Genomic DNA, 24,937 nt, shown 5'->3' with positions numbered 1-24,937 from the left:
CTAACAAAGCGTTAGTTTAAGAGATGCCCATGAAATATGATCTGATTATTATTGGTAGCGGCTCCGTTGGTTCTGCCGCCGGATATTATGCCACCCAGGCTGGCCTCAAGGTTCTGATGATAGATGCCCATCTTCCCCCTCATTCAGAGGGAAGCCATCATGGCGATACTCGCCTCATTCGTCACGCCTATGGTGAAGGCGAGCGCTATGTCCCGCTGGTACTTCGCGCGCAAGCGCTCTGGGACGAACTGGCTAAACAGACTGAGGAACGCATTTTCGAACGCACGGGTATCATTAACCTTGGTCCTGCCCGCTCTGATTTTCTCGCCAGCGTCGAACGCAGCGCGAAGACATTCAACCTGGACGTTGAGAAGCTCGACGCGGCGGGGATCATGTCACGCTGGCCGGAAATCACCGTCCCGGACGATTATGTTGGTCTCTTTGAAGCCCATTCTGGGGTGTTGCATTGCGAAACAGCAATAAAAACCTGGATAGCGCTGGCCGCGAAAGCAGGCTGCGCCCAGCTTTTCAATTGCCCGGTCGAGGCCATTAAACATGACGCTGACGGCGTCACGGTGACAACCCTGGACGGAGAGTACACGGCCTCCCGATTGCTCATCAGTGCAGGTACCTGGGTAACCCGTCTGCTGCCAGACCTGCCCGTACAGCCGGTGCGCAAGGTCTTCTCCTGGTTCCAGTCTGATGGCCGTTACAGTACGCAGAATAAATTCCCGGCGTTCACCGGCGAGTTACCCAACGGCGATCAGTTCTACGGCTTCCCTTCGGATAAAGACGCGCTCAAAATCGGGAAACACAATGGGGGACAAATTATCTCCTCTCCTGAAGAACGTAAACCGTTTGGCGCCTACCCACAGGATGGCTCTGAAGCCTTCTCGTTCCTGCGAAATATTCTGCCGGGCGTCGGTGGCTTACTCTATGGCGCGGCATGCACCTACGACAACACCCCGGACGAAGACTTTATTATCGATACGCTGCCCGGGCATGAGAACACATTGCTCATCACCGGTCTGAGCGGTCACGGCTTTAAGTTCGCGTCGGTGCTGGGTGAAATTGCCGCGCAGTTTGCCCAGGGTATTACACCGCAGTTTGATCTGACGCCCTTCTCTCTTTCACGTTTTAACGGATAATCCACCACGGGCTTCGGACGTTCCGGAGCCCGTCTTTTTGTTACGGTTTGCGGGGCGCTATGCGCAAAGTTGTGGGTTTTCTCATCAATAATATTCGTGAGCATTTGATGCTCTATATCTTATTGTGGGCGCTGCTGGCCATCATTGATTTTATTTACATTGTATTTTACTGAAAGCCTGCCTGACATTTATTGACATTACTTTATATTTACTTAAGTTAGAACAATTCCTCAATTAGCCCTTTGTTAAGTCTTGCACGAAGACATTGAATTACCTTTGCGGATCATTTTCAAAACCGCTGAAATAAATAAAATAAAAATCAATATCGACTTATTTCAGTTGCAATATCATTCCTTCCCGTTCATTTTTACTGCTCTGTTTATTTGATAATGGTAATCCTGATGCAATTGCGTAACACCTCCCGGCGCTATGGAATAATATCCATAAGCTTGCACTGGATATTTGCTATTGCGGTCTATGCCATGTTCGGACTTGGCCTCTGGATGGTGACGCTCAGCTATTACGATGGCTGGTATCACCAGGCCCCGGAGCTGCATAAGAGTATCGGCGTGCTGCTGATGATGGGGCTGGTTATTCGCGTGATCTGGCGACACATTTCACCGCCGCCTGCCGCGCCAAAGACCCACAGTAAATTTACCCGTATCAGCGCTGTTGCCGCGCATATTACGCTTTATGCGCTGCTCTTCGCTCTTCTGATCAGCGGCTATCTCATCTCGACAGCAGAGGGTAAGCCAATAAGCGTTTTTGGCATTTTTGATGTCCCGGCAACGCTTGCCGATGCGGGATCACAGGCCGATATTGCCGGGGTGATTCACCTCTGGCTGGCATGGAGCGTGGTTATCCTGTCCGTGCTGCACGGGCTTGCCGCCCTTAAACATCATTTCATCGATAAAGACGATACGCTAAAGCGCATGCTTGGCCGCTCGTCAGTTGACTCTGGAGCTTAAAATGAAAAAACACCTGCTGGGTATCGCACTGGGTTCTCTGTTATTTACCACCGGCTCAGCCGTTGCTGCTGGCTATAAAATTGATAAAGAGGGCCAACATGCTTTCGTCAATTTCCGTATTCAGCATCTCGGGTATAGCTGGCTGTATGGCACCTTTAATGATTTTGACGGCACATTCAGCTTTGACGAAAAAAATCCTGCCGCCGATAAAGTCAACGTGACCATTAATACCAACAGTGTCGACACCAATCATGCAGAACGCGATAAACATTTGCGCAGTGCGGAATTCCTGAACGTGTCTAAATTCCCACAGGCTACCTTCACCTCCACGGAAGTGAAAAAAGATGGCGATAAGCTGGATATTACCGGCAACCTGACGCTCAACGGCGTGACAAAACCGGTTACGCTGAATGCAAAATTAATGGGCCAGGGTGACGATCCGTGGGGGGGTAAACGTGCCGGATTTGAAGCCGCAGGTAAAATTCACCTGAAAGACTTTAATATTACTACCGATTTGGGCCCGGCTTCTCAGGATGTCGAACTGATTATTTCCGTTGAAGGCGTTCAGCAGAAGTCATAATAACGACGCCCGGCAGGCTTTCACACTGCCGGGCATCAGCCTTATTCAGGGTCGGGAATACCCAGTTTGGTGTTCAGACGGCCACGGGATTTATTAAAAATCTTGTTACCGTTTTCCCGTCCTGCACGACGACGGCGCTGCTCCTCTTCCGGCAGCATACTCTCTTCACTGCACAGTTCGCTGCAGCATCCGTTAAATTTCTCGGCACAGGTCGGACACTGAATAAACAGCAAATGACATCCGTCATTTTTGCAGTTGGTATGGGTATCACACGGCGTACCGCACTGGTGACAGTGGGCAATCACATCCTCTGAAATACGCTCGCCCATTCGTTCGTCAAAGACAAAGTTCTTACCGATAAAACGCACCGGTAAACCCTGCTCACGGGCACGGCGGGCGTACTCTATAATGCCGCCTTCAATGTGCCAAACCTTATTAAACCCGTTGTGCTTCATCCAGGCGCTGGCCTTCTCACAGCGGATCCCACCGGTACAGTACATCACGATCTTTTTATCTTTATGTTCCTGCATCATCTCAACCGCTTTTGGCAGTTGCTCGCGGAAGGTATCAGCCGGAATTTCCATCGCGTTTTCGAAATGCCCCACTTCATACTCATAGTGGTTACGCATATCGATGAACACCGCATCCGGATCGTCCAGCATCGCATTCACTTCCGCCGCTTTCAGGTATTCCCCGACATCAGCGGCGTTAAACGCCGGATCGTCAATACCGTCCGCGACAATGCGTTCACGCACTTTCATGCGCAGTACCCAGAATGATTTACCGTCATCATCCAGGGCAATGTTCAGGCGTACACCGTTGAGAGCCGGATCGAACCCGTAAAGCAGGTCGCGGAAGGCGTTTACTTTGCTTTCCGGTACGCTGATCTGGGCATTGATGCCTTCACGGGCAAGATAGACGCGACCGAAAACATTCAGCGTCGTGAAGGCCTGATAAAGCGCATCGCGGGTCGCTTGTGGATCGTTGATGGTGAAGTATTTGTAGAATGAGATTGTCGTGCGCGGTTCGGTTTCAGCCAACATACGCGCCTTTAACATCTCATTCGAAACGCGGTTGTGTAACACTGGCATGGTGTACAAGTCCTGCAATCGTTAGAGAGAATGAAAAATCGGTCGGCATCATATAGCAAACAATGACAATTTACATCCACACAATTTACGCTACATTTCACACACCCTAGTTAGTCAGACTTATCAATTGCTGCATTCGTACACGTTTCGAAGACAGACATTTTGGCTACGCCTCAAAAAATGAGACAATAGCTAAACAGGACGTTAGAACACAGGAAAGACATGACCCAGTTACCGAAATTTACTGTCGCCCTTTTGCATCCCCGCTATTGGTTGACCTGGCTTGGCATTGGTTTTTTATGGCTGATGGTCCAACTCCCTTACCCTGTGATTTTCCGTGTGGGCAAATGTGTGGGCCGTATTGGTCAAAAATTCATGAAACGCCGCGCCAGGATTGCCTACCGCAACCTTGAGCTGTGCTTCCCGCAGATGAGCGAGGCGGAACGTCATGAGATGGTTACCAGGAATTTCGAATCCGTTGGCATGGGGCTGATGGAAACCGGTATGGCGTGGTTCTGGCCAGACAAACGGATGGCCCGCTGGAGTGAAGTCACTGGGACGGGTATGGAGCCTGTGCATACGCTTCAGGCCAATAAGACAGGCGTACTGCTGATTGGCGTGCATTTTCTGACGCTGGAGATCGGTGCGCGTATGTTTGGCATGCAGGCACCCGGTATTGGTGTTTATCGCCCTAACGATAACCCGGTGATCGATTTAATCCAGACCAATGGTCGTATGCGCTCCAATAAAAGTATGATCGACCGTAAAGACCTGAAGGGGATGATCCGCGCGCTGAAATCAGGTGAAGTGATCTGGTATGCCCCTGACCACGATTATGGCCCGCAATCCAGCGTATTTGTCCCGTTCTTCGCCGTTGAAGAGGCGGCCACAACCACCGGTACCTGGATGCTGGCGAAAATGTCCAAAGCCGCGATCGTCCCGTTTGTCCCGCGTCGCAAGCCGGATGGCTCAGGCTACGAGTTAATGATGCTCGAGCCGGAACTCGCGCCGCCGCTGGACGATGCGGAAACGACCGCTCGCTGGATGAACAGAGTGGTTGAGAAATGCATCATGCTCGCGCCGGAGCAGTATATGTGGCTCCATCGTCGCTTCAAAACGCGGCCAGAGGGTATGCCGTCGCGCTATTAATTTTCCGTGCGGCCATCAGGGCCGCACGCTCATTTAGCTTTAAAAGCGCCTCCGCATTGCAGCGATCATAACCCAGGCGCATACTTAGCAGGCTTATTACTTCAGGCCTATGGTGCTCTGCACCTCATTATGCGGATTGTTATGTCACCCTCAGATGCCCCCATAAACTGGAAGCGTAACCTCACGGTTGCGTGGCTTGGCTGTTTTCTCACCGGTGCGGCGTTTAGCCTGGTGATGCCCTTCCTGCCGCTTTACGTTGAACAACTTGGCGTCACCGGTCACAGTGCGCTCAATATGTGGTCTGGCCTGGTCTTCAGTATCACCTTTCTCTTTTCCGCGATTGCTTCGCCCTTCTGGGGTGGCCTTGCCGATCGCAAAGGACGAAAGATCATGCTGCTGCGTTCGGCACTGGGGATGGCCATCATCATGGCGCTGATGGGCCTTGCGCAGAACGTCTGGCAATTTCTGATTTTGCGCGCGTTACTGGGGCTGCTGGGGGGCTTTATTCCTAACGCAAATGCGCTCATCGCCACCCAAATTCCGCGACACAAAAGCGGCTGGGCGCTCGGAACGCTCTCCACCGGTGGCGTGAGCGGCGCATTGCTGGGACCGCTGGCAGGCGGACTGCTGGCGGATAACTACGGCCTGCGTCCGGTCTTTTTCATTACTGCCAGCGTCCTTTTTCTCTGCTTTATCGTCACGCTGCTCTGTATCCGTGAACGTTTCACCCCGGTCCCCCGAAAAGAGATGCTCCACGCACGGGATGTGCTGACCTCGCTTAAAAACCCCAGGCTGGTGCTAAGCCTGTTCGTCACGACCCTGATTATTCAGGTAGCAACCGGGTCGATTGCCCCTATTCTGACGCTCTACGTTCGCGATCTGGCCGGTGACGTCAGTAATATTGCATTTATTAGCGGGCTTATCGCGTCGGTGCCCGGCGTGGCGGCGCTGCTCAGCGCCCCGAGGCTGGGAAAACTGGGGGACCGCGTGGGCCCGGAAAAAATCCTGATATGCGCCCTGGTGATTTCCGTTCTGCTCCTCATTCCGATGTCGATGGTACAAGCGCCGTGGCAACTTGGCTTGCTGCGTTTCTTACTGGGAGCGGCAGACGGCGCGTTACTGCCTGCGGTTCAGACCCTGCTGGTTTACAACTCAACGAACCAGATAGCCGGCCGCATTTTTAGCTATAACCAGTCATTTCGCGATATCGGCAACGTCACCGGACCGCTGGTCGGTGCCGGGATTTCCGCCAGTTTTGGTTTCCGCGCCGTGTTTATCGTCACCGCGGGCGTGGTGTTGTTTAATGCGATTTATTCGTGGTTCAGTTTATCGAGGGCTTTACGACCGGTCGTTAATAAGACAAACGCGTGACAGCTTATTTTTGCATTCATACTTGCAGAACCCGATATTCAGCTATTCTTTCCCTGAAACCTTCAGGAAAACAGGGAGACACCAATGACCATGTACGCCACACTGGAAGAAGCTATTGATGCCGCTCGTGAAGAGTTCCTCGCCGATAATCCTGGCGTTGATGAAGAAAATGCTGACGTGCAACAACTTAATATCCAGAAATACGTTCTGCAGGACGGGGATATTATGTGGCAGGCCGAATTCTTTGCTGATGATGGCGAGGAAGGAGAATGTTTGCCGGTCCTGAGCGGAGAAGGTGCGCAGGCCGTCTTTGATGGCGACTATGACGAAATCGAACTACGGCAGGAATGGCTTGAAGAAAACACCCTGCACGAGTGGGATGAGGGCGAATTTCAGCTCGAGCCGCCGCTGGATACGGAAGAAGGACAGACCGCAGCCGATGAGTGGGATGAGCGTTAATTTCCCCTATTCATAAGGGCCGTGCTGAGCGTCGATCGGCAGCAATAGCGTATCGAATACCAGTGAAAACGGTAAATCGAGCACGGTGAGATAGCGCCACGCTGAGTCACGTACATCCCATTTTACCCCGGGGTAGTACTGATTACCGTGGCCTTGCCCTGGAATGGTGCGGCTGATGATGCTGCCACAGCCGCTGAGTAAACACGCCATCATCACGGCGAGGATTATTTTCATCAATGACCTCTAAAAAAATACCGGCTTTTCAGCCGGTATTTTTATTTGCCGGGTAGCATAACGCCGCCGGGCACAGAAGGCTTACTTCGCCTTCAGCGCGAGTGGATTAATTTTAATCTCTTTATAGTGGCTGACCCACGAAGAGTATTTTTCCGGCGCAGACCACACACGGTAGTGAAGGCGTGCCATCGTAACCGGATCGCTCAACAGCACCAGACGACGGTCGCGGTTGAGTTTTTCCGGCGTATCATTCAGCGCCTGCTCAACGTGACGATCGCGGGCAATCTCAAGTACCTGGCTTGCACGGTGACGCGCTGTCGCCATGGCCGTCGCCAGAGCGTTAAATGACGGGTTAAACACCGCGTGCATAAAACCATCTTCCAGCGAACGTTTGCGGTTCTGCTCCAGATACGTGTCGGTATCCACCAGCACCTGTGGCGGCGAATACTCTTCCGGGATCAGGAACAGTTTCCAGCGTTTGGTACGCAGCCCCACCGTTGAACGGCTCGAAATCACTGACACAAACGGTGACAGGATCAGCGAGAAGACAATCGGTGCCAGCCAGAACAGGAAGCGCAGATCCAGCCAGGCCATACCTGCCGCCCATACCAGACCCAGCAGCAGCTGCGAGCCATGACGCATGAAGGCTTCCCCCCACGGCGTGGAGTCATCATCACGCTGCGGTGAATTCCAGACCACTTCCCAGCCGAGGAACGCGCTGACCACAAACACGGTATGGAACAGCATACGCACCGGCGCCAGCAGCACCGAGAACAGCACTTCCAGCAGAAGCGAGAGCGTCACGCGGCAGAAACCACCGTACTCTTTCGAGCCTTTGCACCAGATCAGAATGATACTGAGCAGCTTAGGCAGGAACAGCAGCACCATGGTGGAGGCAAACAGCGCAATCGCCAGCTCCGGACGCCACTGCGGCCACACCGGGAACAGCTGGCGCGGTTGCAGGAAGTATTGCGGTTCCGTCAGAGCATGCACCACCTGTAGCGCAGTAGAGAGCGCAAGGAACATAAACCACAGCGGTGCGGAGAGATAAGACATTACGCCAGTCAAGAACACAGCACGGTGAACCGGGTGCATCCCTTTTACGAGGAACAGGCGGAAGTTCATCAGGTTACCGTGACACCAGCGGCGGTCACGCTTGAGCTCATCCAGCAGGTTCGGCGGCAGCTCTTCGTAAGATCCCGGCAGGTCGTAGGCGATCCAGACGCCCCAGCCAGCACGACGCATCAACGCCGCTTCCACGAAGTCGTGCGACAGAATAGACCCCGCAAACGAACCTTCACCCGGCAGCGGAGCCAGCGCACAGTGCTCAATGAACGGCTTCACGCGGATAATGGCGTTGTGACCCCAGTAGTGAGACTCACCCAGTTGCCAGAAGTGCAGACCAGCGGTAAAGAGCGGCCCGTAGACGCGGGTTGCAAACTGCTGGCAGCGCGCATAAAGCGTGTCCATACCGGACGCTTTTGGCGAAGACTGGATAATCCCCGCATTCGGGTTGGCTTCCATCAGACGCACCAGACCGCTCAGGCAGTCGCCGCTCATTACGGAGTCAGCATCCAGCACGACCATGTAGCTGTACTGATTCCCCCAGCGACGGCAGAAGTCATCGATGTTTCCGCTTTTACGCTTCACACGACGACGACGACGGCGGTAGAAGATCTGGCCTTCACCCTGCACTTCCGCGATCAGTTCCATCCAGGCTTTTTGCTCGGCAACGCAGATGTCCGGGTTGTAGCTGTCACTCAGGATATAGACGTCAAAATGCGCCGCGTTACCGGTTGCCTTTACGGACTCCCAGGTCGCACGCAGACCCGCAAATACGCGGTCAACGTCTTCGTTACAGATAGGCATGATCAGCGCCGTACGGTGCTCAGGATTAAGGGGTTCATCCCCGACCGTTGAGGCTGAAATGCTGTATTTGTCCCGCCCCATCAGCAGCTGCAGGAAGCCCATCAGCGCGGTCCAGAAACCGGCTGACACCCAGCAGAAGAGAACGGCAAACAGCAGAAGAATGCCGCTCTGCAGGATATACGGCAGCAGCTGCATGAAGGAGACCCAGATATCCTGGCCCATCATGTCTGCAGGGTTGATAAGTGCCCAGCCCTGGTAAGGCAGAATGGTTTTCATGTACCAGGTGGCGACCACGGTCTGCGCCAGCGTCAGTAACAGCAGAATGTAACGACGAATGGTCCCCACGGTACGCCATTTCTGTTCGGAGGCCTGCTCTTCTTTCGTCAGGCGCGACAGATAGCGCGGCGTAACATCACGCCCACGCAGGCGATCCCAGAAGCGGCCAACCGGGTTGGTGCGCCACGGGTCAGGGAACATTGAGGAACGCGTGGCTTTCGGCATTGCCTGAAGCTGATCGCGTCCTTCGTCGTCTTTAATCAACTGCCCTTCTGCCAGCGAGTCTGGCCATGCCTGCTCCAGACGCGCCTTTACTGACCCCAGCGGCGTATCATCGTCACGGGAAAACGGACGATGTTCGCCATCCAGCGCGGTATGCACCGCGCGGATGTCGCTTTTAGGCAGCGCCGCTTTTTCAATGTCCGTCAGCGGCATGGCATCAATATATTCAGATGTATTATTCATTGGCAGGTAGCTGATAGCTCCAGGTTTCACTCAGCGGCTGATCGTTACTGACCAGCGCAGCACGCATTTCAGTGGTCTGTTTCGGATCTTTCACTTTCACGCGCAGCGTCAGACGCCAGCCTTTCGTTACCGGGTTATAGCGTACGGTGTTCTCAACGATTTCACCGTTATCACCGATGCTGGCCTGAGCCGCAACGGCAGTATCCGGGGACAGTTTTTTCATATCCTGGCCCGCGAAGTCCACAACAAAGGCCACGGTGCCATCAGGCTGACGGATCAGGTTAGACTGCTTCACATCACCCGTAGAACGGCGAGTCTGCATGACGTACGCGTTATCCGGCGCATGCAGTTTGTCTTCGTCGCGGCTAAAGGTAATGGTGTATTTGAAGTTCATCTCTTTACCGGCTTCCGGCAGCTGATCCGGCGTCCAGTAAGCAACGATGTTATCGTTGGTTTCGTCATTGGTTGGAATTTCAACCAGCTCAACCTTACCTTTACCCCAGTCACCTTTCGGCGTGACCCAGGCGCTTGGGCGCAGGTCATAGCGGTCATCCAGATCTTCAAATCGGGAGAACTGACGGCCACGCTGCAGGAGGCCGAAACCTTGCGGGTTTTCCATCGCAAAACTGCTGACAGCCAGATGTTTCGGGTTATTCAGCGGACGCCAGATCCACTCACCATTACCTGCATGAATAGAAAGACCGTTGGAATCGTGCAGTTCCGGGCGGAAGTTCGTCGCCGGTGACGGCTGATTCGGCCCAAACAGGAACATACTGGTCAGCGGTGCAACGCCCAGTTTGCCGACTTTATCGCGCAGGTAAACTTTGGACTGCACGTCAACGACCGTGTCACGGCCAGGCATAATCACAAAGCGATAAGCACCGGTCGCACGCGGGGAATCCAGCAGTGCATAAATAGTCAGGCGTTTGTCGGTAGGTTTTGGACGTTCAATCCAGAACTCGCGGAAACGCGGGAACTCTTCACCTGATGGCAGCGCGGTATCAATGGCGAGGCCACGCGCAGAAAGCCCGTACACCTGCCCTGCCCCGATCACGCGGAAGTAGCTGGCACCGAGCATGCTGACGATTTCGTCGTTTTTATCTTTGCTGTTGATCGGGTAAAGCACCTTGAAGCCAGCGAAGCCCAGGTCTTTAACCGTATCTTTATCGTGCTGAACATTGCCAAAATTGAAGTAATCCGGGCTGTACTTGATTTTACGTACCGCGGTCGCCGTCACTTCATTAATGGCAACAGGCGTGTCGAAGTACATTCCCTGATGATAAAACTCAAGCTTGAACGGGGTTTTAATGTTGTTCCAGTACGCTTTGTCATGGTTGAACTGGATCTGCTGATAGTCCGCATACTTCATGTCGCGGAAAACGGAGGGCAAGTTACTTTTTGGCGCTTCGTAGCTCTTGCCTGCCATCGATTTTGCCTGTTTTGCGACATCGTCGATGTTAAAGGCCAGTGCCGATGAGGTATACAGAGATAACACCACTGCAGCACCCAACCAACGCATTTTCATCATCTGTGGTTTATGTTTCATAATAAGTAAGCACTTCCCCCTTTGTGTGCTTATATCGATCCGATCCATTTTAATGGAAACTCAGGCAATCCGACAACATTATCACTGCTTTGTTCAGCTCGCTGGCTCATGGATTAAGCAAATGAAAGAACCCGCTTTTCACTTTGCGTGCTTATCCTGGAGACAGGGTGTCGGTCTTGGTGTAGGGTTGGCTTCGAATGTAACCATTATGAGTCTTAGGGATAAGGCGAAAAGTCTGAGAATGCACAAAGTTATATGAGCTCAACACCTGTAGAACGTGAATATTTCCTCGACTCGATCCGGGCATGGCTGATGCTGTTGGGGATCCCCTTTCACATTTCACTGATTTACTCCAGCCACACCTGGCATGTGAATAGCCAGATGCCCTCCTGGTGGCTCACGCTGTTTAATGACTTTATCCATGCCTTTCGTATGCAGGTGTTTTTTGTCATATCCGGCTATTTCTCCTACATGCTGTTCTTACGCTACCCGGTAAAACGCTGGTGGAAAGTGCGCGTGGAGCGTGTGGGCATTCCGATGTTGACCGCCATTCCCCTGCTGACGTTGCCGCAGTTTATTATGTTGCAGTACGTCAAAGGCAAGGCGGAGAACTGGCCAAATCTGACGCTGTATGAAAAGTACAATACCCTGGTCTGGGAACTGGTGTCTCACCTGTGGTTCCTGCTGGTCCTGGTGGTGCTCACCACGGTCAGCCTGGTCATTTTCAGCCGCCTGCGCCATCGCCTGAGTACCCAGGCCGATACCTTCTTCGCCAACATTACGCTGGGTAAACTGTCTCTGCTCTTTTTGCTGCTGGGGATCGCCTATGCGGCCGTGAGACGCACGCTGTTTATCGTGTATCCGCCGATACTGAGTGACGGGCTGTTCAATTTCGTCGTGATGCAGTCGCTGTTTTACATCCCCTTCTTTTTAGCCGGTGCGCTGGCATTTATTCATCCCAAACTTAAATCGCTGTTTACCACCCCGTCGCCATGGTGCGCCCTGGGTGCCGCTATCGCGTTTGCGGCCTATCTGTTAAATCAGCGCTATGGCAGCGGCGATGGCTGGATGTATGAAACAGAAAGCGTGATCACCATGCTGCTGGGCCTGTGGATGGTGAATGTGGTCTTCGCGCTGGGACACCGCTTGCTGAACTTTAAGTCCAGCCGCGTAACCTACTTCGTCAATGCTTCACTGTTTATTTACCTGGTGCACCACCCGCTGACGCTGTTCTTCGGCGCTTATATCACGCCACATATTGCGTCCAACACGCTGGGTTTCTTTACCGGACTGGTCTTTGTGATTGGGATTGCCATCGTGCTCTATGAAATCCATCTGCGGATCCCGCTCCTGCGTTTCCTCTTTTCAGGAAAACCGCAGGCTAAAGCCTCATAAACAAACGCGGCGCACTCAGTGCGCCGCGTTTGTTTTAGCTCTCTACGTCCTGTCCACGCTGCGTGAGAAGCCGCTGATAAAGGTGCGTGGTTTCTTCGTCGAAACAGACAAAAATCACCTTCTCAGGCATCGGCTTGAGGGAGAGGTATCGGTAAACGGTCTCTACCGCGATCGTGGCAGCGGCAGGTTTTGGATATCCGTATACCCCAGTGCTGATAGCCGGAAAAGCCATCGTCTTATAGCCGTTATCCGCTGCCAGGCGCAGGCAGTTGCGGTACGCCTCCTCCAGAAGACTCGCCTCATGCCGATCGCCGCCATGCCATACAGGCCCCACAGCGTGAATCACCGCTTTGGCAGGAAGATCTCCCGCGAGGGTAATCACCGCATGACCCGGAGGACATTCACCCTGCTGCTGACGCACAGCTTTACAGGCCTCAAGGAGCTGCGGTCCTGCAGCCCGGTGGATTGCGCCGTCAACACCGCCCCCGCCCATCAGTGATGGATTGGCCGCATTAACGATCACGTCGACGTGCATCGTCGTAATATCGCCATGAATGACTTCAATTTGCGGTTTCATACGTACCCTCTGCTACCCGCCTTTTTCTTAAGTGTATCGCAGAGGAGGTATGGATAAAAAACTATCGGGGAAAAACCTCTTCCGCCGGGGAGCGGAAGAGCGAGAATTAACGATACTGAATTTGAACAACCGCGAGCGTTTTTTCGGGATTAAGGTACTTCATGCTGAGAGTTGCGAGGCTGGAATCGTTGACCTGACCGTTAAGTACATCTTCATAGCTGACCCTGCGCGTTTGCATCCGATTATTATCCGGGCATGTCATTGCAAACGCGTCATGATGCGGTGTGACCACGCAGGGGTCTGCGACAATAGCGCCGCGAAAATGAATCACACCACCGTCGACAATCGTGGCTGAAAAAGCGGGAGTAATAAATGCAGAGAGGATCAAACCTAAACCATAAACCCGTCGGGCTAAATATTTGGTCACTATATGTACTCCTCAATGAAAGTCGTCCTTGAGGGGTAAACGCGCTCCGTTAGGGCAAACAAAGCATCACGTTATGGAACAGCACTGCACCGTTCCTAATAACAGCATAGCTCAACCGCGCACGCCCGCCATATCCACAACGTCTTGATTTCATAATCATTAGAGCGCACTTCCCGCCGGGGACCATTGCTGTGATAAATGAAGCGATTTCCCGTCAGAGACAGTGACAGTAATGTTCACTTTGTCTCCGGAATCTATATTTAAACTCAGCCGCATTAAATCAATCGTCTGATTAGCGGGAATAAAAAGTGTGTTTTGTTGCCGTGAAGAACTTTGCCCCCCCTGCCCCTGGCGCAAAGAGACAATCTGCACCTGACATTCACACGGTTCCGTCAGAATAACCTGCGGAATAATGGTGGTCATATTTCCCTGTTGCGATGTTTTAAACGTGATCTGACTGGAAAGCGCCGCGAGGAGAATTAAGGTATTCATGATGAACTCCCGAAAAAAAACAGGGCAAATGCCCTGTTTTTTTGTAGCACAGACTGGAAATTAATACTGATGTGCAGTCGCGTGGTTGCCAAAACCAACCTGCTGAACAGTCACTGTGGATCCGGATGCGGTTTGATCAACAGCAGCACCGTTGCCACCACCGTACTGGCTAACGTTCATCACCGAGTGGTTACCATTCCACTGGTCAAGCGTTGCGCTGTTACCGAAACCATTCTGAGTCAGACTAATCGAGCTGTCATCAGAGCCCTGGCCAACGTCAGCACCGTTACCGCCGCCACTCTGATTAATGGTCAGTGTGGAATTTCTCGCACTGGTTTGCAAAGCGAGAGCCGAGTTACCGCCACCGTACTGGTAAATGCTCAGCGTTGAATTTGGACCACTGTCATGACCACCGTGGCCATGCCCGTTACCCCAACCGCCTTGATTAATACTACCGGCCATAGCACTACCAGAAACTACGATTGCTGCAATTGCTGCCACTTTGATAAATTTCATGGTAAACCCCCATCGGATTGATTAAAGTCGCCGCTAAATAACTAACGCTGAATAACGCGAATCGCCATTTGCGACTGTCTCTGCACTACAACTGCGGTTTTCTGCGTACCGTACTGCGTAATATTTGCTCTATTACCCGACCCTTTTTGGATAATTTTCGCACTATTACCATATCCATCTTGCGTAATACCTGCATCATTCGCGCTACCGCTCTGATCGATCCAGGCAATATTATAAGTCCCTGATTGATCAACTCTCGCTCTGTTGCCTGCTCCATCCTGAGAAACAATGGACAATAATTTTGACCCGTCCTGGCGAACCTGAGCATCATTTAACATGCCCTGCTGACCAATAATGGCTGCCTGATTTAATGATGAACGACTTAATTCATTAACCGTGAAGTTATATTCAGCGTTAGCCAAATCTGAATCAGCCGCGATTACAAATCCAGGCGCACCCAGTAATGTAAACATCATAAATAACGATGTATTTTTCATGTTGTCACCCTGGACCTGGCTATTTGATAACGCCATAACCTTGTTACTGTGACTTCGTGTTAGAACGACTCGTAATTTGTTAACGCGTCGTTACGGTGATGAGTATGTCTGCCGAAACATTTTAAATATCTCACCCGCGTGGCTTATTTTTATTTATGACGTCACCTCAAAGTAGTAATTCCATGCAAAAAAACGTTATAGACCGGGGTTCTTATTTTTCTATTAAGCTTTTCTTAATAATCGATTGTGCAGCGGGACGAGAGGGGTAAAGCCCCCATGCAACGGACGCTAAACGAAACGCCAGGAGGACATTTTACACAACACGTGACACGAGACCTGTTTTCTTAAGACGCAGCACCTTTCATTCCAGGACTTAGAAAATCTCTGTGACTCATACCTCTTTACGGGAAGAAATAAATAATTAATATTCATAAAAATCAAATAATTATAAATATTTGTATGATTTTTAAAATCTGTGCAGGGTTATTTACATGTACAACTTTCTTATCATTCCACAACATTTAAAAGAGTCCATTTTCACAAATTAATATTGATTTTTACATCCTGTTACACGTTTAACACTTGCTTTAAAGTTAGTAATAGCTAGATTGAAATCAGATGTACGAAATTTGTTTTATATTTACCTCCTGCTGGAGGTTATGGTTTTTTTCTTCACACAGCAGTGCAACATCTGTCAGTACTTCTGGGGTCCTCTTTTTTATCTGGAGGACCGCTGTCAGGTGTCATAAAAAAGTGGGGTTTCATCATGTATAATGAAGTCCAAAGTTTACATGGTCATACGTTACTGTTGATCACAAAACCTTCGTTGCAAGCGACCGCTTTATTACAACATTTAAAGCAATCGCTGTCTCTGCACGGGAAATTACATAATATTCAACGTTCTTTTGATGATATTGCACCTGGCAGTATCATTCTGATTGATATGATGGAAGCGGATAAAAAGCTTATCCATTACTGGCAAGATAATTTAAGCAGGAAAAACAATAACATCCGCGTGTTATTATTGAATACCCCTGATGAGTATCCCTTCAGAGATATTGAAAGCTGGCCGCATATCAATGGTGTGTTCTATATCACGGAAGAAGAAGATCGGCTGGTCGAAGGTCTGCAGGGTATATTGCGCGGCGAGTGTTATTTTTCGCAAAAACTTGCCAGCTACCTCATCACGCACTCCGGAAATTACCGCTATAACAGTTCAGAGTCAGCGCTGCTAACGCACCGTGAGAAAGAGATCCTGAACAAATTGCGCATTGGTGCTTCAAATATTGAAATCGCCCGTTCGTTATTTATCAGCGAAAATACGGTAAAGACGCACCTTTATAATCTTTTCAAGAAGATAGCTGTTAAGAACCGAACTCAGGCTGTTTCATGGGCAAACGATAACCTCAGGCGTTAATCAAATGAAACGCACGTTGAGTTGGATCGCCGCAGCGAGTTTCATGCTCGCTGCCGGGAACGTACGGGCCGTCGAGGTCGAAGTTCCCGGATTGTTAACAGACCACACTGTCTCCTCGGTCGGGCACAATTTTTATCGTGCATTCAGTGACAAATGGGACAGTACATTTACTGGAAATATAACAATCAACGAGCGGCCCAGTGCACGATGGGGAAGTTGGATAACAATAACGGCTAATCAGGACGTTATTTATCAAACATTTTTATTCCCCACGAAAATAGACTTCGATAAAAACGTAGCCTTAGCACTGGCTCAATCAGAAGATGCTATTAATCGCCTGCAAATTGATAAAGCGCTATTAAGCACCAGCGATTTAGCAAAAGACGAATTCTAGCGAACCTATATCCGGAGGCTGTCATGCGTATTGCATATGCAGTTGTTTCGATAATGCTAATAACCCCTATAAGCTGGGCCGGAAATATGACGTTCCAGTTCCGTAACCCTAACTTTGGCGGTAATCCCAATAATGGGGCGTTTCTGTTGAACGAAGCCCAGGCGCAAAACTCCTATAAGGATCCCAGCTTTAAGGATTTTAGCGTCGATACCCCATCGGCACTGGACAACTTCACGCAGGCTATCCAGTCGCAGATTTTGGGAGGGTTGCTGACCAACATTAATACCGGCAAACCCGGCCGAATGGTGACCAACGACTTCATTGTCGACATCGCCAACAAGGACGGACAACTCCAGTTGAACGTTACCGATCGAAAAACCGGGAAAACCTCCACCATTCAGGTTTCCGGTCTACAAAGTGATTCAACGAACTTTTAAACAACAACGAAATAAGGACAACGATCATGCAGCGCTTCCTGATATTTGTTGCAGTGTGCTTATTGAGCGGTTGTTTAACTGCTCCACCTAAAGAAGCTGCAAAACCAACATTAATGCCTCGGGCTCAAAGCTATCGTGATTTAACACATTTACCTGCGCCGACCGGTAAAATATTTGTCTCGGTTTACAACATTCAGGATGAAACGGGACAATTTAAACCTTATCCGGCAAGTAACTTCTCTACGGCAGTGCCACAGAGCGCCACCGCCATGCTGGTGACCGCCCTGAAGGATTCGCACTGGTTTATTCCTCTGGAACGTCAGGGTCTGCAGAACCTGTTAAATGAACGGAAAATTATTCGCGCTGCGCAGGAAAATGGCACCGTCGCGAATAATAACCGCATGCCGCTGGAATCACTGGCCGCGGCGAACGTCATGATCGAGGGATCGATTATTGGTTATGAAAGCAACGTTAAATCGGGTGGTGTGGGCGCGCGTTACTTTGGTATCGGTGCTGATACGCAATATCAGCTCGACCAAATCGCCGTAAACCTGCGTGTCGTCAACGTCAGCACGGGCGAAGTGCTCTCTTCGGTAACGACCAGCAAAACCATTCTTTCTTATGAAGTGCAGGCCGGGGTTTTCCGCTTCATCGATTACCAGCGTTTGCTGGAGGGTGAAATCGGGTATACCTCTAACGAACCGGTCATGATGTGTCTGATGTCAGCCATAGAAACCGGAGTAATCTTCCTGATTAATGATGGTATCGATCGTGGATTGTGGGACCTGCAGAACAAAGCAGAGGCGCAAAACCCGATACTGGTTAAATACCGCGATATGTCGGTGCCTCCGGAATCCTGACAGGAAGCGCATAAAAAAGGCGAGATCATCATCTCGCCTTTTTTTATTCGCTTACCGCAGTGATGTTTTGCGCTTTATCCCGTCTAGCGGCCAGCCAGAGGCCGCTGTTCTTCATGGCATAGCCAAACACCAACCCCAGCATTAGCGAGGGAAGCACCAGCGCCCAGTCCCCCTGCCCTGCAAACGTCGCGCATGCGCCCATAAAGGTACCGGGTACAAACGACAGCAGCATATGCTTTGCCTGGATACACATCAAAAACGCGACTACGCCGGTCATGATATAGCCCAGCATCTCCAGATGCGGGGCCAGCGCGCTGCCCTTCATAATCACGAGTGCCCAGATAACACCGCTCATCAGGGTACAGCCAGAGATGAAAAGCCCTTTTACGCCGCCCTGCGGGCAGGCAAAGTAGGCCGTACAGCCCAGAAACCCGGCCCAGCTGAGCAACCCGAGAGAGACCGCCACCCATCCCCATAGTCCGGAGAGAATGCCTGTCGTTAATGCGATACAAAGTAAAATGTTCATGGTGCGCATCTTAGCAGAAGCGCACCATGGAAATGAGATCAGATGCACATTCCGTGCAAGATGAAATGTATGATTGCAGAATTTATGTGAACTAAATCACTCTTCATCCTCTTCTTCCAGCTCATCCCACATTGCCGCAATGGCGTCGCGGGTCAGCGGAGCCAGCGTTCTCCAGAACGGCGAGGTCGCATGTGCTTCAACTTTGCCGAGGAAAGTACCGCACCACGGCAGCAGATACGCTTCGAAGAGCGTTTCGATAGCCTCGTTCTCATCATCAGCGGCGTGATCTTCAATCCAGGATGCAGCCAGCAGCAACGTTCCGATATGGTCCGCAGGGGTATCCGTCAGCGGCATTCCGCGTTCAGAGAGAAACGCGCGCACTTCCGCTTCCGTCGCCCCTTCCTGCCAGGCTGAACGGTACGGCGAAACGCGGCATTCGTCGCCAATAAACAGTGCGTTGTAATCCGTTGAAATCTGCTGCATATCGCAACTTTTTTGCAGACGCTCCAGCAACTCATCCTGTTCCAGCGGCCAGTTTTGCGCCAGTTTCCCTTCACGAATCAGGGTAAAGAGTGGAACCAGCAGCGGGTCTTGCGGCTGACGATAGAACAGCGTACCCAGCACGCGGCAAAGGATGGAAAACTCATTCATTTTTTTATTCCATTACACAATTAAAGATCGGCAAATTCATCAATCGGATCCATTCCGCGTGACTCGAGGAAATCAAGCATGCGGCGTGGGGTAACGTTAAGGATCCTGTCTTCCGGGAAATCCACGTCATTCAGTATTTTCAGGCATTCACTAAAATCACCCAGCGTAAACGCGGTATGGGAATCGGAACCCAGCGCCACCATGCCGCCGGCATCCCGTACTGCAGCTGCAACGGCGCGACAGTTTGCTTCACTGCCCTTACGCGAGTGAACAAAAGAAGAGTTATTGATCTCCAGCGCCACGCGGTGTTTCGCTGCCGCCTGGGCAACAGCCTCGATATCAATCGGGTATTTAGGATTACCCGGATGAGAAATAATGTGCACGTTGCCGCTGGCTATAGCAGCAATCATCGCTCGGGTGTTCGTCTCTTTATCCTGCGGCGCGAAAACCGGCTCGTGGAAACCGGCAAGGATCAGATCCAGAGAGGTCAGCATCGGTCCGGTGCAGTCGATTTCACCGTCTGTATTTTTAATGTTTGCCTCGATACCGCGCAGTATCCCAATACCGTCCACCAGACGTGGCCAGATCCGCATATTCACAAAATGCCAGTAGTGCGGCGCATCTGCCATGTCCGGGCCGTGATCGGTAATCGCAAAAAGCGTAATGCCCTTGCGTTTCGCTTGCGCGATATAATCATGGAGGTTGCTATACGCGTGGGTACTGGCGACGGTGTGCATATGCAGGTCAACGGGATACATCTTTCTCTCCTCTGCGGTTTTTCCAAAGGATAGCAGTTATCTGCAGCGAATATTAGCAAAAACCCGGCTAACGCCGGGTTTCACTCAGTAGCCGCGCTGTCTGTCGACCTGTCCGGTTACCGGATGGCCCTGCTCCATCTCACTGATGGTGTGGGTAATATAGGCCACAGCTTCCGCCGGACGCGTGACCGCTGCAATGTGCGGCGTCATCGCCACACGCGGATGTGCCCACAGCGGGCTTTCGGCCGGTAACGGCTCGCGGCTGTACACATCCAGCATCGCCCCTTTCAGTTTTCCGCTGTTCAGCGCCTGCAGCAGATCGGACTCAACAAGGTGTACCCCGCGCGCCAGGTTCATTACGTAACTCTGGTCAGCCAGTTGATTTAGCAGTGCACCATTGATAATCCCCACCGTTTCGGCCGTATTTGGCAGCAGGTTGATGAGCACGCGCGTACCGTTCAGGAACGCAGGAAGCTCATCAGCGCCGGCAAAACTTTCTACGCCCGGATAATCCTTGCGGCTACGGCTCCAGCAACGCAGTGGGAAGCCCCACGGGGCAAGTGCTTCAGCGACTTTTGAGCCGAGCACGCCAGCCCCGAGGATACCAATGGTAAAATCTTCGCGCTGATAATCAGGCAGCGGCTCCCAGTGGGATTGCTGTTTTAGTGCCTGATAGTCGTCGAAGCGGCGGAACCAGTGCAGCACCTGGCTGACGGCATACTCCTGCATTTGCTGGCCCATGCCGGTATCTTCCAGACGGAAAAGAGGGATCTCTTCCGGCAGCATTTCAGGGTGTGCTTTCAGTTTGCTCAGAATCGAATCCACGCCGGCGCCCAGTGCAAAAACGGCCTTCAGTTTACGGCCCTGGAGCATTTCTACCGGCGGATGCCAGACCAGCGCGTAGTCAGCATGTTCGTTATCACCACGTTTCCACTCACGCACGCGCGCCCCGGGCAATGCCGCCGAAAGTGCCTTAATCCAGTAAGCAGTATCAAAAGTGGGGTGATAGAAGATTATATCCATAGTCATTCCTGCCTTTTATTGCGCTGTTTTGTGTTCATTTTCAACTGGATTGCCAGCATAACAAATTTTTCCCGCCACCGCGTTGTTGATAAAAAAGGCGCTTTCAGCACATTTAAAAGCCATGTTGACTGAAGTTTGTCTAAATGCGCTGATTTACTGAAAAAGTGAGTTGACGCCAGTTCGGCTTTTCCTTACATTAGCGCCCGTCCCGGCAACAACGGGATGACAATATGGTGAGGTGTCCGAGTGGCTGAAGGAGCACGCCTGGAAAGTGTGTATACGGCAACGTATCGGGGGTTCGAATCCCCCCCTCACCGCCATATTCAAGATGAGAGTTCGTACGAAAGTACGGGCTTTTTTCTTTTATATTCCCCGGACAGGGGGGATGAGAATCCCCGACCGGGGTTCGACAACGGGCGACAGCCAGCTGGACAGACTGAGCGCGCAGCGAACAGGCTGCCCGCAGGGCGAGCGAAGCGAGTCAATCCCTCCCTCACCGCCATATTCAAGATAAGAGCTCGTACGAAAGTACGGGCTTTTTTCATTTATATTCCCCGGACAGGGGGGATGAGAATCCCCGACCGGGGTTCGACAACTGGCGACAGCCAGTTGGACAGACTGAGCGCGCAGCGAACAGGCTGCCCGCAGGGCGAGCGAAGCGAGTCAATCCCCCTCTCACCGCCATATTCAAGATGAGAGCTCGTACGAAAGTACGGGCTTTTTTCTTTTATATTCTCCGCCAGTGCGCCCTGAGCCCCTCTCTCGAAAGATTAATCTTCCACCATCCGCGCATACTCTTCGGTAAGAAAATCCACCAGTGCCCTGACAGACGGGAGTAACCCGCGTCTTGAAGGATACACAGCATGAATCACCTCACGTCGTGGCTCCCAGGCATCAAGTACGCGAATGAGGTCCCCTGACGCAAGCTGATCTTTCACCATCAATATCGGCAACTGCACCACGCCGATACCCGCTATAGCCGCTTCACGCAGCGCCAGCATATCGGTAGTGATCAGGCGAGGATGGTAATGGATTTCCGCCTTCGCCCCTTCGGGACCGCTCAGTTCCCATTTATGGATGTGTTTACCCTCGTTCGTGCTTAATCCAGGCCAGGCACTGAGTTCAGAGGGCACCAACGGTTTACCCATCCGCTGAATCAACGCCGGTCCAGCGACCAGGCAATGTCCCCGGTCAGCCAGTACCCTTAACACCAGATCGCTGTCATCGAACGGACGCGGGCGCACACGGATCGCGACATCAATCCCCTCCCCCACCAGGTCTACCCGCCGGTTGGTTGCCTCAAGCTGCAGCGCGATCCCTGGATAGCGCGCCATAAATCTCGCCAGCATCGGGCCAACATGGACATGCAACAATGTTATCGGGCAGGTGATCCTGACAATACCGCGCGGCTCAGCCTGCAACGCGGCCACCGCCTCCTCAGCAGCTTCTGCTTCCACCATCATCGCTTTACAGTGCTGATAGAAGGTCTGGCCAACTTCTGTCACCGTAAACAGCCGCGTTGTGCGATGTATTAACCGTACGCCAAGCCGCTCTTCCAGCTGAGCTATCCGGCGGCTTAGCCGGGACTTCGGCAAATCGAGCGCACGCCCCGCGGCAGCAAAACCACCGTAGTCGACCACCTTCACAAACCAGACGAAGTCATTGAGATCCTGCATAAATCCTCATCGTTCTATTTTTAGAACAGTGAATGCCATTTTCACTATCTACCGGGATATTAACGCTGAATATAAGCTAATTACATCAACAACGCTTCAGGAGTTCATCATGAAAAACGTAACAGGCGTGTATACCGCTCCCCGTCAACACTGGGTTGGTGATGGTTTCCCGGTACGTTCAATGTTTTCTTACCAGACACACGGCGAGCCGCTCAGCCCGTTTTTACTGCTGGATTATGCCGGGCCATACACCTTCCCGGCGGATGGGGCAAAGCGCGGCGTCGGCGAGCATCCGCACCGGGGTTTCGAAACGGTCACCCTCGTCTATTCCGGCGAAGTTGAACATCGCGATTCCACCGGCAGAGGCGGCGTAATAGGCCCCGGGGACGTGCAATGGATGACGGCGGGCGCTGGCATTTTGCACGAGGAGTTCCACTCCAGCGCGTTCTCGCAGAAAGGCGGCGAACTGAAAATGATGCAGCTGTGGGTCAACCTGCCTGCCAAAGACAAAATGGCGACGCCGGGCTACCAGAGCATCACTAAGGCGGATATCCCTGTGGTCACGCTGCCGGATAACAGCGGCTCGCTGCGGGTTATCGCAGGTCGCTACGAGGATGTTGCTGGCCCCGCACACACCTTTTCGCCGCTAAACGTCTGGGACATCGCACTCAATCAGGGTAGCCATCTCACGCTCAGTCAGCCGGAGGGCTGGAGCACGGCGCTGGTTGTGATGGAAGGCACCATTACGGTGAACGGAACAGCCCAGGCAGGCGAGGCACAGTTGGTTGTATTAAGCCAGCAAGGCGACACACTCCATCTGGAAGCGAGCCTCGATGCCAAAGTCCTGCTGATGGCCGGCGAGCCGCTGAATGAACCCATCGTGGGCTATGGGCCGTTTGTGATGAACAGTAAAACCGAAATCGCGGAAGCCATTCGTGATTTCAACTCCGGCCGCTTCGGCCAGATCTGATGGTAATAAAGGAGAAGAAGATGTCTGCACCTGCAAATTTTAACGGCTCACGCCCGGTTATTGATGTAAACGATGCGGTGATGTTGCTTATCGATCACCAGAGCGGACTTTTCCAGACCGTGGGGGATATGCCAATGCCAGAGTTGCGCGCACGTGCTGCGGCGCTGGCAAAAATCGCTACCCTGGCGAAGATCCCGGTGATCACCACCGCTTCTGTTCCACAGGGACCGAATGGCCCCCTTATCCCGGAGATCCACACTAATGCGCCACATGCGCAATACGTTCCACGTAAAGGTGAGATCAACGCCTGGGATAACCCGGAGTTTGTGGCTGCGGTGAAAGCCACCGGGCGCAAAACGTTGATCATTGCCGGCACCATCACCAGCGTCTGCATGGCGTTTCCCTCTATTAGCGCAGTCGCGGAGGGTTATAAAGTGTTTGCGGTTATTGATGCCTCCGGCACCTACAGCAAAATGGCTCAGGAGATCACCCTGGCGCGCGTGGTCCAGGCCGGGGTGGTACCAATGGATACCGCGGCGGTTGCCTCTGAGATCCAGCGGACATGGAACCGGGAAGATGCAGCCGAGTGGGCTGAAGTGTATACCCATATCTTCCCTGCCTATCAGCTGCTGATCGAAAGCTATACCAGAGCACAAGAGGTGGTCAAAAACAGCGAAGTGCTCGATTCACAGCGTTAATCACCGGCTCCACGGTCAAAATGACGTGGAGCTGATTATTGCTTAACCGAACAAGCACTAAAGCAGAAAATCTGCTTGACCGTTTTAGCGCAACTCCCTATAGTAGCGCCCCGTTGCCCCCCAAGCGGTCAGGCAGCAAAACAATATGGTGAGGTGTCCGAGTGGCTGAAGGAGCACGCCTGGAAAGTGTGTATACGGCAACGTATCGGGGGTTCGAATCCCCCCCTCACCGCCATATTTAAGATAAGAGCTCGTACGAAAGTACGGGCTTTTTTCTTTTATATTCCCCGGACAGGGGGGGATGAGAATCCCCGACCAGGGTTCGACAACTGGCGACAGCCAGTTGGACAGACTGAGCGCGCAGCGAACAGGCTGCCCGCAGGGTGAGCGAAGCGAGTCAATCCCCCCCTCACCGCCATATTTAAGATAAGAGCTCGTACGAAAGTACGGGCTTTTTTCTTTTATAT

At 52.1% G+C, this 24,937-nt stretch carries 28 protein-coding genes, 2 tRNA genes and 3 other RNA genes; 19 read left to right on the top strand and 14 right to left on the bottom strand.

The annotated features are described in order from the left end of the window. Window positions 1-29: 29 nt before the first annotated feature. The 4 genes from solA to QRN24_RS17885 all read left to right on the top strand — a co-directional run bounded on the left by solA (window position 30) and on the right by QRN24_RS17885 (window position 2,696). The gene (gene solA, locus QRN24_RS17900) at window positions 30-1,148 is read left to right on the top strand and encodes an N-methyl-L-tryptophan oxidase (protein ID WP_020884688.1); all 1,119 of its coding nucleotides are present in this window, start codon (window positions 30-32) and stop codon (window positions 1,146-1,148) included. A 59-nt stretch (window positions 1,149-1,207) separates the two neighbouring features. Continuing rightward, the gene (locus QRN24_RS17895) at window positions 1,208-1,321 is read left to right on the top strand and encodes a DUF2770 family protein (RefSeq protein WP_032670549.1); all 114 of its coding nucleotides are present in this window, start codon (window positions 1,208-1,210) and stop codon (window positions 1,319-1,321) included. A 228-nt stretch (window positions 1,322-1,549) separates the two neighbouring features. Next, entirely contained in the window at window positions 1,550-2,116 is a 567-nt protein-coding gene (locus QRN24_RS17890) for a cytochrome b (protein ID WP_032670551.1), read from the top strand. 1 nt (window position 2,117) lies between these two features. Then, window positions 2,118-2,696: a YceI family protein gene (locus QRN24_RS17885; protein WP_284942935.1), complete on the top strand. Its 579-nt coding sequence runs from the start codon at window positions 2,118-2,120 to the stop codon at window positions 2,694-2,696. 41 nt (window positions 2,697-2,737) lie between these two features. Here QRN24_RS17885 and trhO read toward each other — a convergent pair whose 3' ends face one another. Further along, the gene (gene trhO, locus QRN24_RS17880; protein ID WP_032677865.1) at window positions 2,738-3,787 is read right to left on the bottom strand and encodes an oxygen-dependent tRNA uridine(34) hydroxylase TrhO; all 1,050 of its coding nucleotides are present in this window, start codon (window positions 3,785-3,787) and stop codon (window positions 2,738-2,740) included. Between the two features lie 222 nt (window positions 3,788-4,009). Between trhO and QRN24_RS17875 the strand changes: the two genes are divergently transcribed. The 3 genes from QRN24_RS17875 (at window position 4,010) to QRN24_RS17865 (ending at window position 6,766) form a co-directional block, all read left to right on the top strand. Then, on the top strand, window positions 4,010-4,936 hold the full coding sequence (locus QRN24_RS17875; RefSeq protein ID WP_014169534.1) for a Kdo(2)-lipid IV(A) acyltransferase: 927 nt from the start codon (window positions 4,010-4,012) through the stop codon (window positions 4,934-4,936). Window positions 4,937-5,077: 141 nt separating this feature from the next. Continuing rightward, a complete protein-coding gene (mdtG, locus tag QRN24_RS17870; protein ID WP_032681267.1) occupies window positions 5,078-6,307 on the top strand; it encodes a multidrug efflux MFS transporter MdtG in 1,230 nt (409 codons plus the stop codon). An 84-nt stretch (window positions 6,308-6,391) separates the two neighbouring features. After that, window positions 6,392-6,766 (top strand): MysB family protein, encoded by a 375-nt coding sequence (locus tag QRN24_RS17865; RefSeq protein WP_086532695.1) that lies wholly within the window; start codon window positions 6,392-6,394, stop codon window positions 6,764-6,766. A 6-nt stretch (window positions 6,767-6,772) separates the two neighbouring features. On the opposite strand, the gene QRN24_RS17860 is transcribed toward QRN24_RS17865, so the two are convergent. The 3 genes from QRN24_RS17860 to mdoG all read right to left on the bottom strand — a co-directional run bounded on the left by QRN24_RS17860 (window position 6,773) and on the right by mdoG (window position 11,156). Next, a complete protein-coding gene (locus QRN24_RS17860) occupies window positions 6,773-7,000 on the bottom strand; it encodes a YceK/YidQ family lipoprotein (RefSeq protein ID WP_020884695.1) in 228 nt (75 codons plus the stop codon). A gap of 81 nt (window positions 7,001-7,081) precedes the next feature. Then, complete coding sequence (gene mdoH, locus QRN24_RS17855; RefSeq protein ID WP_032681268.1) at window positions 7,082-9,610, bottom strand: glucans biosynthesis glucosyltransferase MdoH; 2,529 nt, start codon at window positions 9,608-9,610, stop codon at window positions 7,082-7,084. Beyond that, window positions 9,603-11,156 carry a glucans biosynthesis protein MdoG gene (gene mdoG, locus QRN24_RS17850; RefSeq protein WP_025204472.1) on the bottom strand — a complete coding sequence of 518 codons (1,554 nt, stop codon included), beginning with the start codon at window positions 11,154-11,156 and terminating at the stop codon, window positions 9,603-9,605. Before mdoG ends, mdoH begins: the two co-directional genes overlap by 8 nt. Before the next feature lie 255 nt (window positions 11,157-11,411). Between mdoG and mdoC the strand changes: the two genes are divergently transcribed. Beyond that, window positions 11,412-12,551, top strand: a complete 1,140-nt coding sequence (gene mdoC / locus QRN24_RS17845; protein ID WP_014169528.1) for a glucans biosynthesis protein MdoC — start codon at window positions 11,412-11,414, stop codon at window positions 12,549-12,551. Between the two features lie 34 nt (window positions 12,552-12,585). On the opposite strand, the gene ymdB is transcribed toward mdoC, so the two are convergent. The 5 genes from ymdB to csgB all read right to left on the bottom strand — a co-directional run bounded on the left by ymdB (window position 12,586) and on the right by csgB (window position 15,060). Beyond that, window positions 12,586-13,128 carry an O-acetyl-ADP-ribose deacetylase gene (gene ymdB, locus QRN24_RS17840; protein ID WP_086532696.1) on the bottom strand — a complete coding sequence of 181 codons (543 nt, stop codon included), beginning with the start codon at window positions 13,126-13,128 and terminating at the stop codon, window positions 12,586-12,588. Between the two features lie 106 nt (window positions 13,129-13,234). After that, entirely contained in the window at window positions 13,235-13,555 is a 321-nt protein-coding gene (locus QRN24_RS17835; RefSeq protein ID WP_014169526.1) for a YmdA family protein, read from the bottom strand. 159 nt (window positions 13,556-13,714) lie between these two features. After that, window positions 13,715-14,047, bottom strand: coding sequence for a curli assembly chaperone CsgC (csgC, locus tag QRN24_RS17830; RefSeq protein WP_014169525.1), 333 nt, complete (start codon window positions 14,045-14,047; stop codon window positions 13,715-13,717). 60 nt (window positions 14,048-14,107) lie between these two features. Next, window positions 14,108-14,563: a curli major subunit CsgA gene (gene csgA / locus QRN24_RS17825; protein WP_014169524.1), complete on the bottom strand. Its 456-nt coding sequence runs from the start codon at window positions 14,561-14,563 to the stop codon at window positions 14,108-14,110. 41 nt (window positions 14,564-14,604) lie between these two features. Next, a complete protein-coding gene (gene csgB, locus QRN24_RS17820; RefSeq protein WP_020884698.1) occupies window positions 14,605-15,060 on the bottom strand; it encodes a curli minor subunit CsgB in 456 nt (151 codons plus the stop codon). A gap of 766 nt (window positions 15,061-15,826) precedes the next feature. Between csgB and csgD the strand changes: the two genes are divergently transcribed. The 4 genes from csgD to csgG are packed head-to-tail and all read left to right on the top strand — an operon-like array spanning window position 15,827 to window position 18,168. Next, a complete protein-coding gene (gene csgD / locus QRN24_RS17815; RefSeq protein ID WP_020884699.1) occupies window positions 15,827-16,477 on the top strand; it encodes a biofilm master transcriptional regulator CsgD in 651 nt (216 codons plus the stop codon). A gap of 4 nt (window positions 16,478-16,481) precedes the next feature. Further along, window positions 16,482-16,871 (top strand): curli production assembly/transport protein CsgE, encoded by a 390-nt coding sequence (gene csgE, locus QRN24_RS17810; RefSeq protein WP_020884700.1) that lies wholly within the window; start codon window positions 16,482-16,484, stop codon window positions 16,869-16,871. 23 nt (window positions 16,872-16,894) lie between these two features. Then, window positions 16,895-17,308, top strand: coding sequence for a curli production assembly/transport protein CsgF (csgF, locus tag QRN24_RS17805; RefSeq protein WP_020884701.1), 414 nt, complete (start codon window positions 16,895-16,897; stop codon window positions 17,306-17,308). Window positions 17,309-17,334: 26 nt separating this feature from the next. After that, window positions 17,335-18,168: a curli production assembly/transport protein CsgG gene (csgG, locus tag QRN24_RS17800; protein WP_014169519.1), complete on the top strand. Its 834-nt coding sequence runs from the start codon at window positions 17,335-17,337 to the stop codon at window positions 18,166-18,168. Window positions 18,169-18,211: 43 nt separating this feature from the next. Here csgG and QRN24_RS17795 read toward each other — a convergent pair whose 3' ends face one another. The 4 genes from QRN24_RS17795 to ghrA all read right to left on the bottom strand — a co-directional run bounded on the left by QRN24_RS17795 (window position 18,212) and on the right by ghrA (window position 21,126). After that, window positions 18,212-18,694, bottom strand: a complete 483-nt coding sequence (locus QRN24_RS17795) for a DUF1097 domain-containing protein (protein WP_143349636.1) — start codon at window positions 18,692-18,694, stop codon at window positions 18,212-18,214. A gap of 96 nt (window positions 18,695-18,790) precedes the next feature. Continuing rightward, the gene (locus tag QRN24_RS17790; protein WP_020884703.1) at window positions 18,791-19,345 is read right to left on the bottom strand and encodes a TorD/DmsD family molecular chaperone; all 555 of its coding nucleotides are present in this window, start codon (window positions 19,343-19,345) and stop codon (window positions 18,791-18,793) included. A gap of 20 nt (window positions 19,346-19,365) precedes the next feature. Then, a complete protein-coding gene (locus QRN24_RS17785) occupies window positions 19,366-20,103 on the bottom strand; it encodes a phosphatase (protein ID WP_014169516.1) in 738 nt (245 codons plus the stop codon). Window positions 20,104-20,187: 84 nt separating this feature from the next. Continuing rightward, window positions 20,188-21,126 (bottom strand): glyoxylate/hydroxypyruvate reductase GhrA, encoded by a 939-nt coding sequence (ghrA, locus tag QRN24_RS17780; RefSeq protein WP_020884704.1) that lies wholly within the window; start codon window positions 21,124-21,126, stop codon window positions 20,188-20,190. 232 nt (window positions 21,127-21,358) lie between these two features. Between ghrA and QRN24_RS17775 the strand changes: the two genes are divergently transcribed. The 3 genes from QRN24_RS17775 to QRN24_RS17765 all read left to right on the top strand — a co-directional run bounded on the left by QRN24_RS17775 (window position 21,359) and on the right by QRN24_RS17765 (window position 21,810). Further along, window positions 21,359-21,446: transfer RNA gene (locus QRN24_RS17775), tRNA-Ser, on the top strand. A 44-nt stretch (window positions 21,447-21,490) separates the two neighbouring features. Further along, a non-coding RNA gene (locus QRN24_RS17770) (RtT sRNA) lies at window positions 21,491-21,628 on the top strand. A gap of 44 nt (window positions 21,629-21,672) precedes the next feature. Continuing rightward, a non-coding RNA gene (locus QRN24_RS17765) (RtT sRNA) lies at window positions 21,673-21,810 on the top strand. Window positions 21,811-21,896: 86 nt separating this feature from the next. On the opposite strand, the gene QRN24_RS17760 is transcribed toward QRN24_RS17765, so the two are convergent. Further along, on the bottom strand, window positions 21,897-22,802 hold the full coding sequence (locus QRN24_RS17760) for a LysR family transcriptional regulator (protein ID WP_284942934.1): 906 nt from the start codon (window positions 22,800-22,802) through the stop codon (window positions 21,897-21,899). Between the two features lie 109 nt (window positions 22,803-22,911). Here QRN24_RS17760 and QRN24_RS17755 point away from each other — a divergent pair, with 109 nt between their 5' ends. The 4 genes from QRN24_RS17755 to QRN24_RS17740 all read left to right on the top strand — a co-directional run bounded on the left by QRN24_RS17755 (window position 22,912) and on the right by QRN24_RS17740 (window position 24,888). Beyond that, a complete protein-coding gene (locus QRN24_RS17755; RefSeq protein ID WP_153852255.1) occupies window positions 22,912-23,772 on the top strand; it encodes a pirin family protein in 861 nt (286 codons plus the stop codon). Window positions 23,773-23,792: 20 nt separating this feature from the next. Continuing rightward, window positions 23,793-24,470 (top strand): isochorismatase family protein, encoded by a 678-nt coding sequence (locus QRN24_RS17750; protein WP_032677857.1) that lies wholly within the window; start codon window positions 23,793-23,795, stop codon window positions 24,468-24,470. 147 nt (window positions 24,471-24,617) lie between these two features. Continuing rightward, window positions 24,618-24,705 (top strand) — tRNA-Ser (locus QRN24_RS17745). A 45-nt stretch (window positions 24,706-24,750) separates the two neighbouring features. Then, a non-coding RNA gene (locus QRN24_RS17740) (RtT sRNA) lies at window positions 24,751-24,888 on the top strand. Window positions 24,889-24,937: the final 49 nt, after the last annotated feature.

The organism is Enterobacter sp. MEB024, from assembly GCF_030209635.1.
Classification (GTDB): Bacteria; Pseudomonadota; Gammaproteobacteria; order Enterobacterales; family Enterobacteriaceae; genus Enterobacter; species Enterobacter ludwigii.
Note: the sequence above shows the minus strand (reverse complement) of the source record. Positions and strands in the feature narration are given on the sequence as shown.

Coding starts and splice junctions, on each gene's coding strand:
- mdoC (WP_014169528.1), top strand. CDS start 11,412: ATGAGCTCAACACCTGTAGAACGTGAATATTTCCTCGACTCGATCCGG.
- csgD (WP_020884699.1), top strand. CDS start 15,827: ATGTATAATGAAGTCCAAAGTTTACATGGTCATACGTTACTGTTGATC.
- ymdB (WP_086532696.1), bottom strand. CDS start 13,128: ATGAAACCGCAAATTGAAGTCATTCATGGCGATATTACGACGATGCAC.
- csgG (WP_014169519.1), top strand. CDS start 17,335: ATGCAGCGCTTCCTGATATTTGTTGCAGTGTGCTTATTGAGCGGTTGT.
- QRN24_RS17760 (WP_284942934.1), bottom strand. CDS start 22,802: ATGCAGGATCTCAATGACTTCGTCTGGTTTGTGAAGGTGGTCGACTAC.
- solA (WP_020884688.1), top strand. CDS start 30: ATGAAATATGATCTGATTATTATTGGTAGCGGCTCCGTTGGTTCTGCC.
- QRN24_RS17750 (WP_032677857.1), top strand. CDS start 23,793: ATGTCTGCACCTGCAAATTTTAACGGCTCACGCCCGGTTATTGATGTA.
- csgA (WP_014169524.1), bottom strand. CDS start 14,563: ATGAAATTTATCAAAGTGGCAGCAATTGCAGCAATCGTAGTTTCTGGT.
- trhO (WP_032677865.1), bottom strand. CDS start 3,787: ATGCCAGTGTTACACAACCGCGTTTCGAATGAGATGTTAAAGGCGCGT.
- QRN24_RS17860 (WP_020884695.1), bottom strand. CDS start 7,000: ATGAAAATAATCCTCGCCGTGATGATGGCGTGTTTACTCAGCGGCTGT.
- mdoG (WP_025204472.1), bottom strand. CDS start 11,156: ATGAAACATAAACCACAGATGATGAAAATGCGTTGGTTGGGTGCTGCA.
- QRN24_RS17885 (WP_284942935.1), top strand. CDS start 2,118: ATGAAAAAACACCTGCTGGGTATCGCACTGGGTTCTCTGTTATTTACC.
- QRN24_RS17755 (WP_153852255.1), top strand. CDS start 22,912: ATGAAAAACGTAACAGGCGTGTATACCGCTCCCCGTCAACACTGGGTT.
- csgF (WP_020884701.1), top strand. CDS start 16,895: ATGCGTATTGCATATGCAGTTGTTTCGATAATGCTAATAACCCCTATA.
- csgC (WP_014169525.1), bottom strand. CDS start 14,047: ATGAATACCTTAATTCTCCTCGCGGCGCTTTCCAGTCAGATCACGTTT.
- QRN24_RS17790 (WP_020884703.1), bottom strand. CDS start 19,345: ATGAATGAGTTTTCCATCCTTTGCCGCGTGCTGGGTACGCTGTTCTAT.
- QRN24_RS17795 (WP_143349636.1), bottom strand. CDS start 18,694: ATGAACATTTTACTTTGTATCGCATTAACGACAGGCATTCTCTCCGGA.
- QRN24_RS17865 (WP_086532695.1), top strand. CDS start 6,392: ATGACCATGTACGCCACACTGGAAGAAGCTATTGATGCCGCTCGTGAA.
- mdtG (WP_032681267.1), top strand. CDS start 5,078: ATGTCACCCTCAGATGCCCCCATAAACTGGAAGCGTAACCTCACGGTT.
- QRN24_RS17875 (WP_014169534.1), top strand. CDS start 4,010: ATGACCCAGTTACCGAAATTTACTGTCGCCCTTTTGCATCCCCGCTAT.
- csgB (WP_020884698.1), bottom strand. CDS start 15,060: ATGAAAAATACATCGTTATTTATGATGTTTACATTACTGGGTGCGCCT.
- QRN24_RS17890 (WP_032670551.1), top strand. CDS start 1,550: ATGCAATTGCGTAACACCTCCCGGCGCTATGGAATAATATCCATAAGC.
- QRN24_RS17895 (WP_032670549.1), top strand. CDS start 1,208: ATGCGCAAAGTTGTGGGTTTTCTCATCAATAATATTCGTGAGCATTTG.
- csgE (WP_020884700.1), top strand. CDS start 16,482: ATGAAACGCACGTTGAGTTGGATCGCCGCAGCGAGTTTCATGCTCGCT.
- ghrA (WP_020884704.1), bottom strand. CDS start 21,126: ATGGATATAATCTTCTATCACCCCACTTTTGATACTGCTTACTGGATT.
- mdoH (WP_032681268.1), bottom strand. CDS start 9,610: ATGAATAATACATCTGAATATATTGATGCCATGCCGCTGACGGACATT.
- QRN24_RS17785 (WP_014169516.1), bottom strand. CDS start 20,103: ATGTATCCCGTTGACCTGCATATGCACACCGTCGCCAGTACCCACGCG.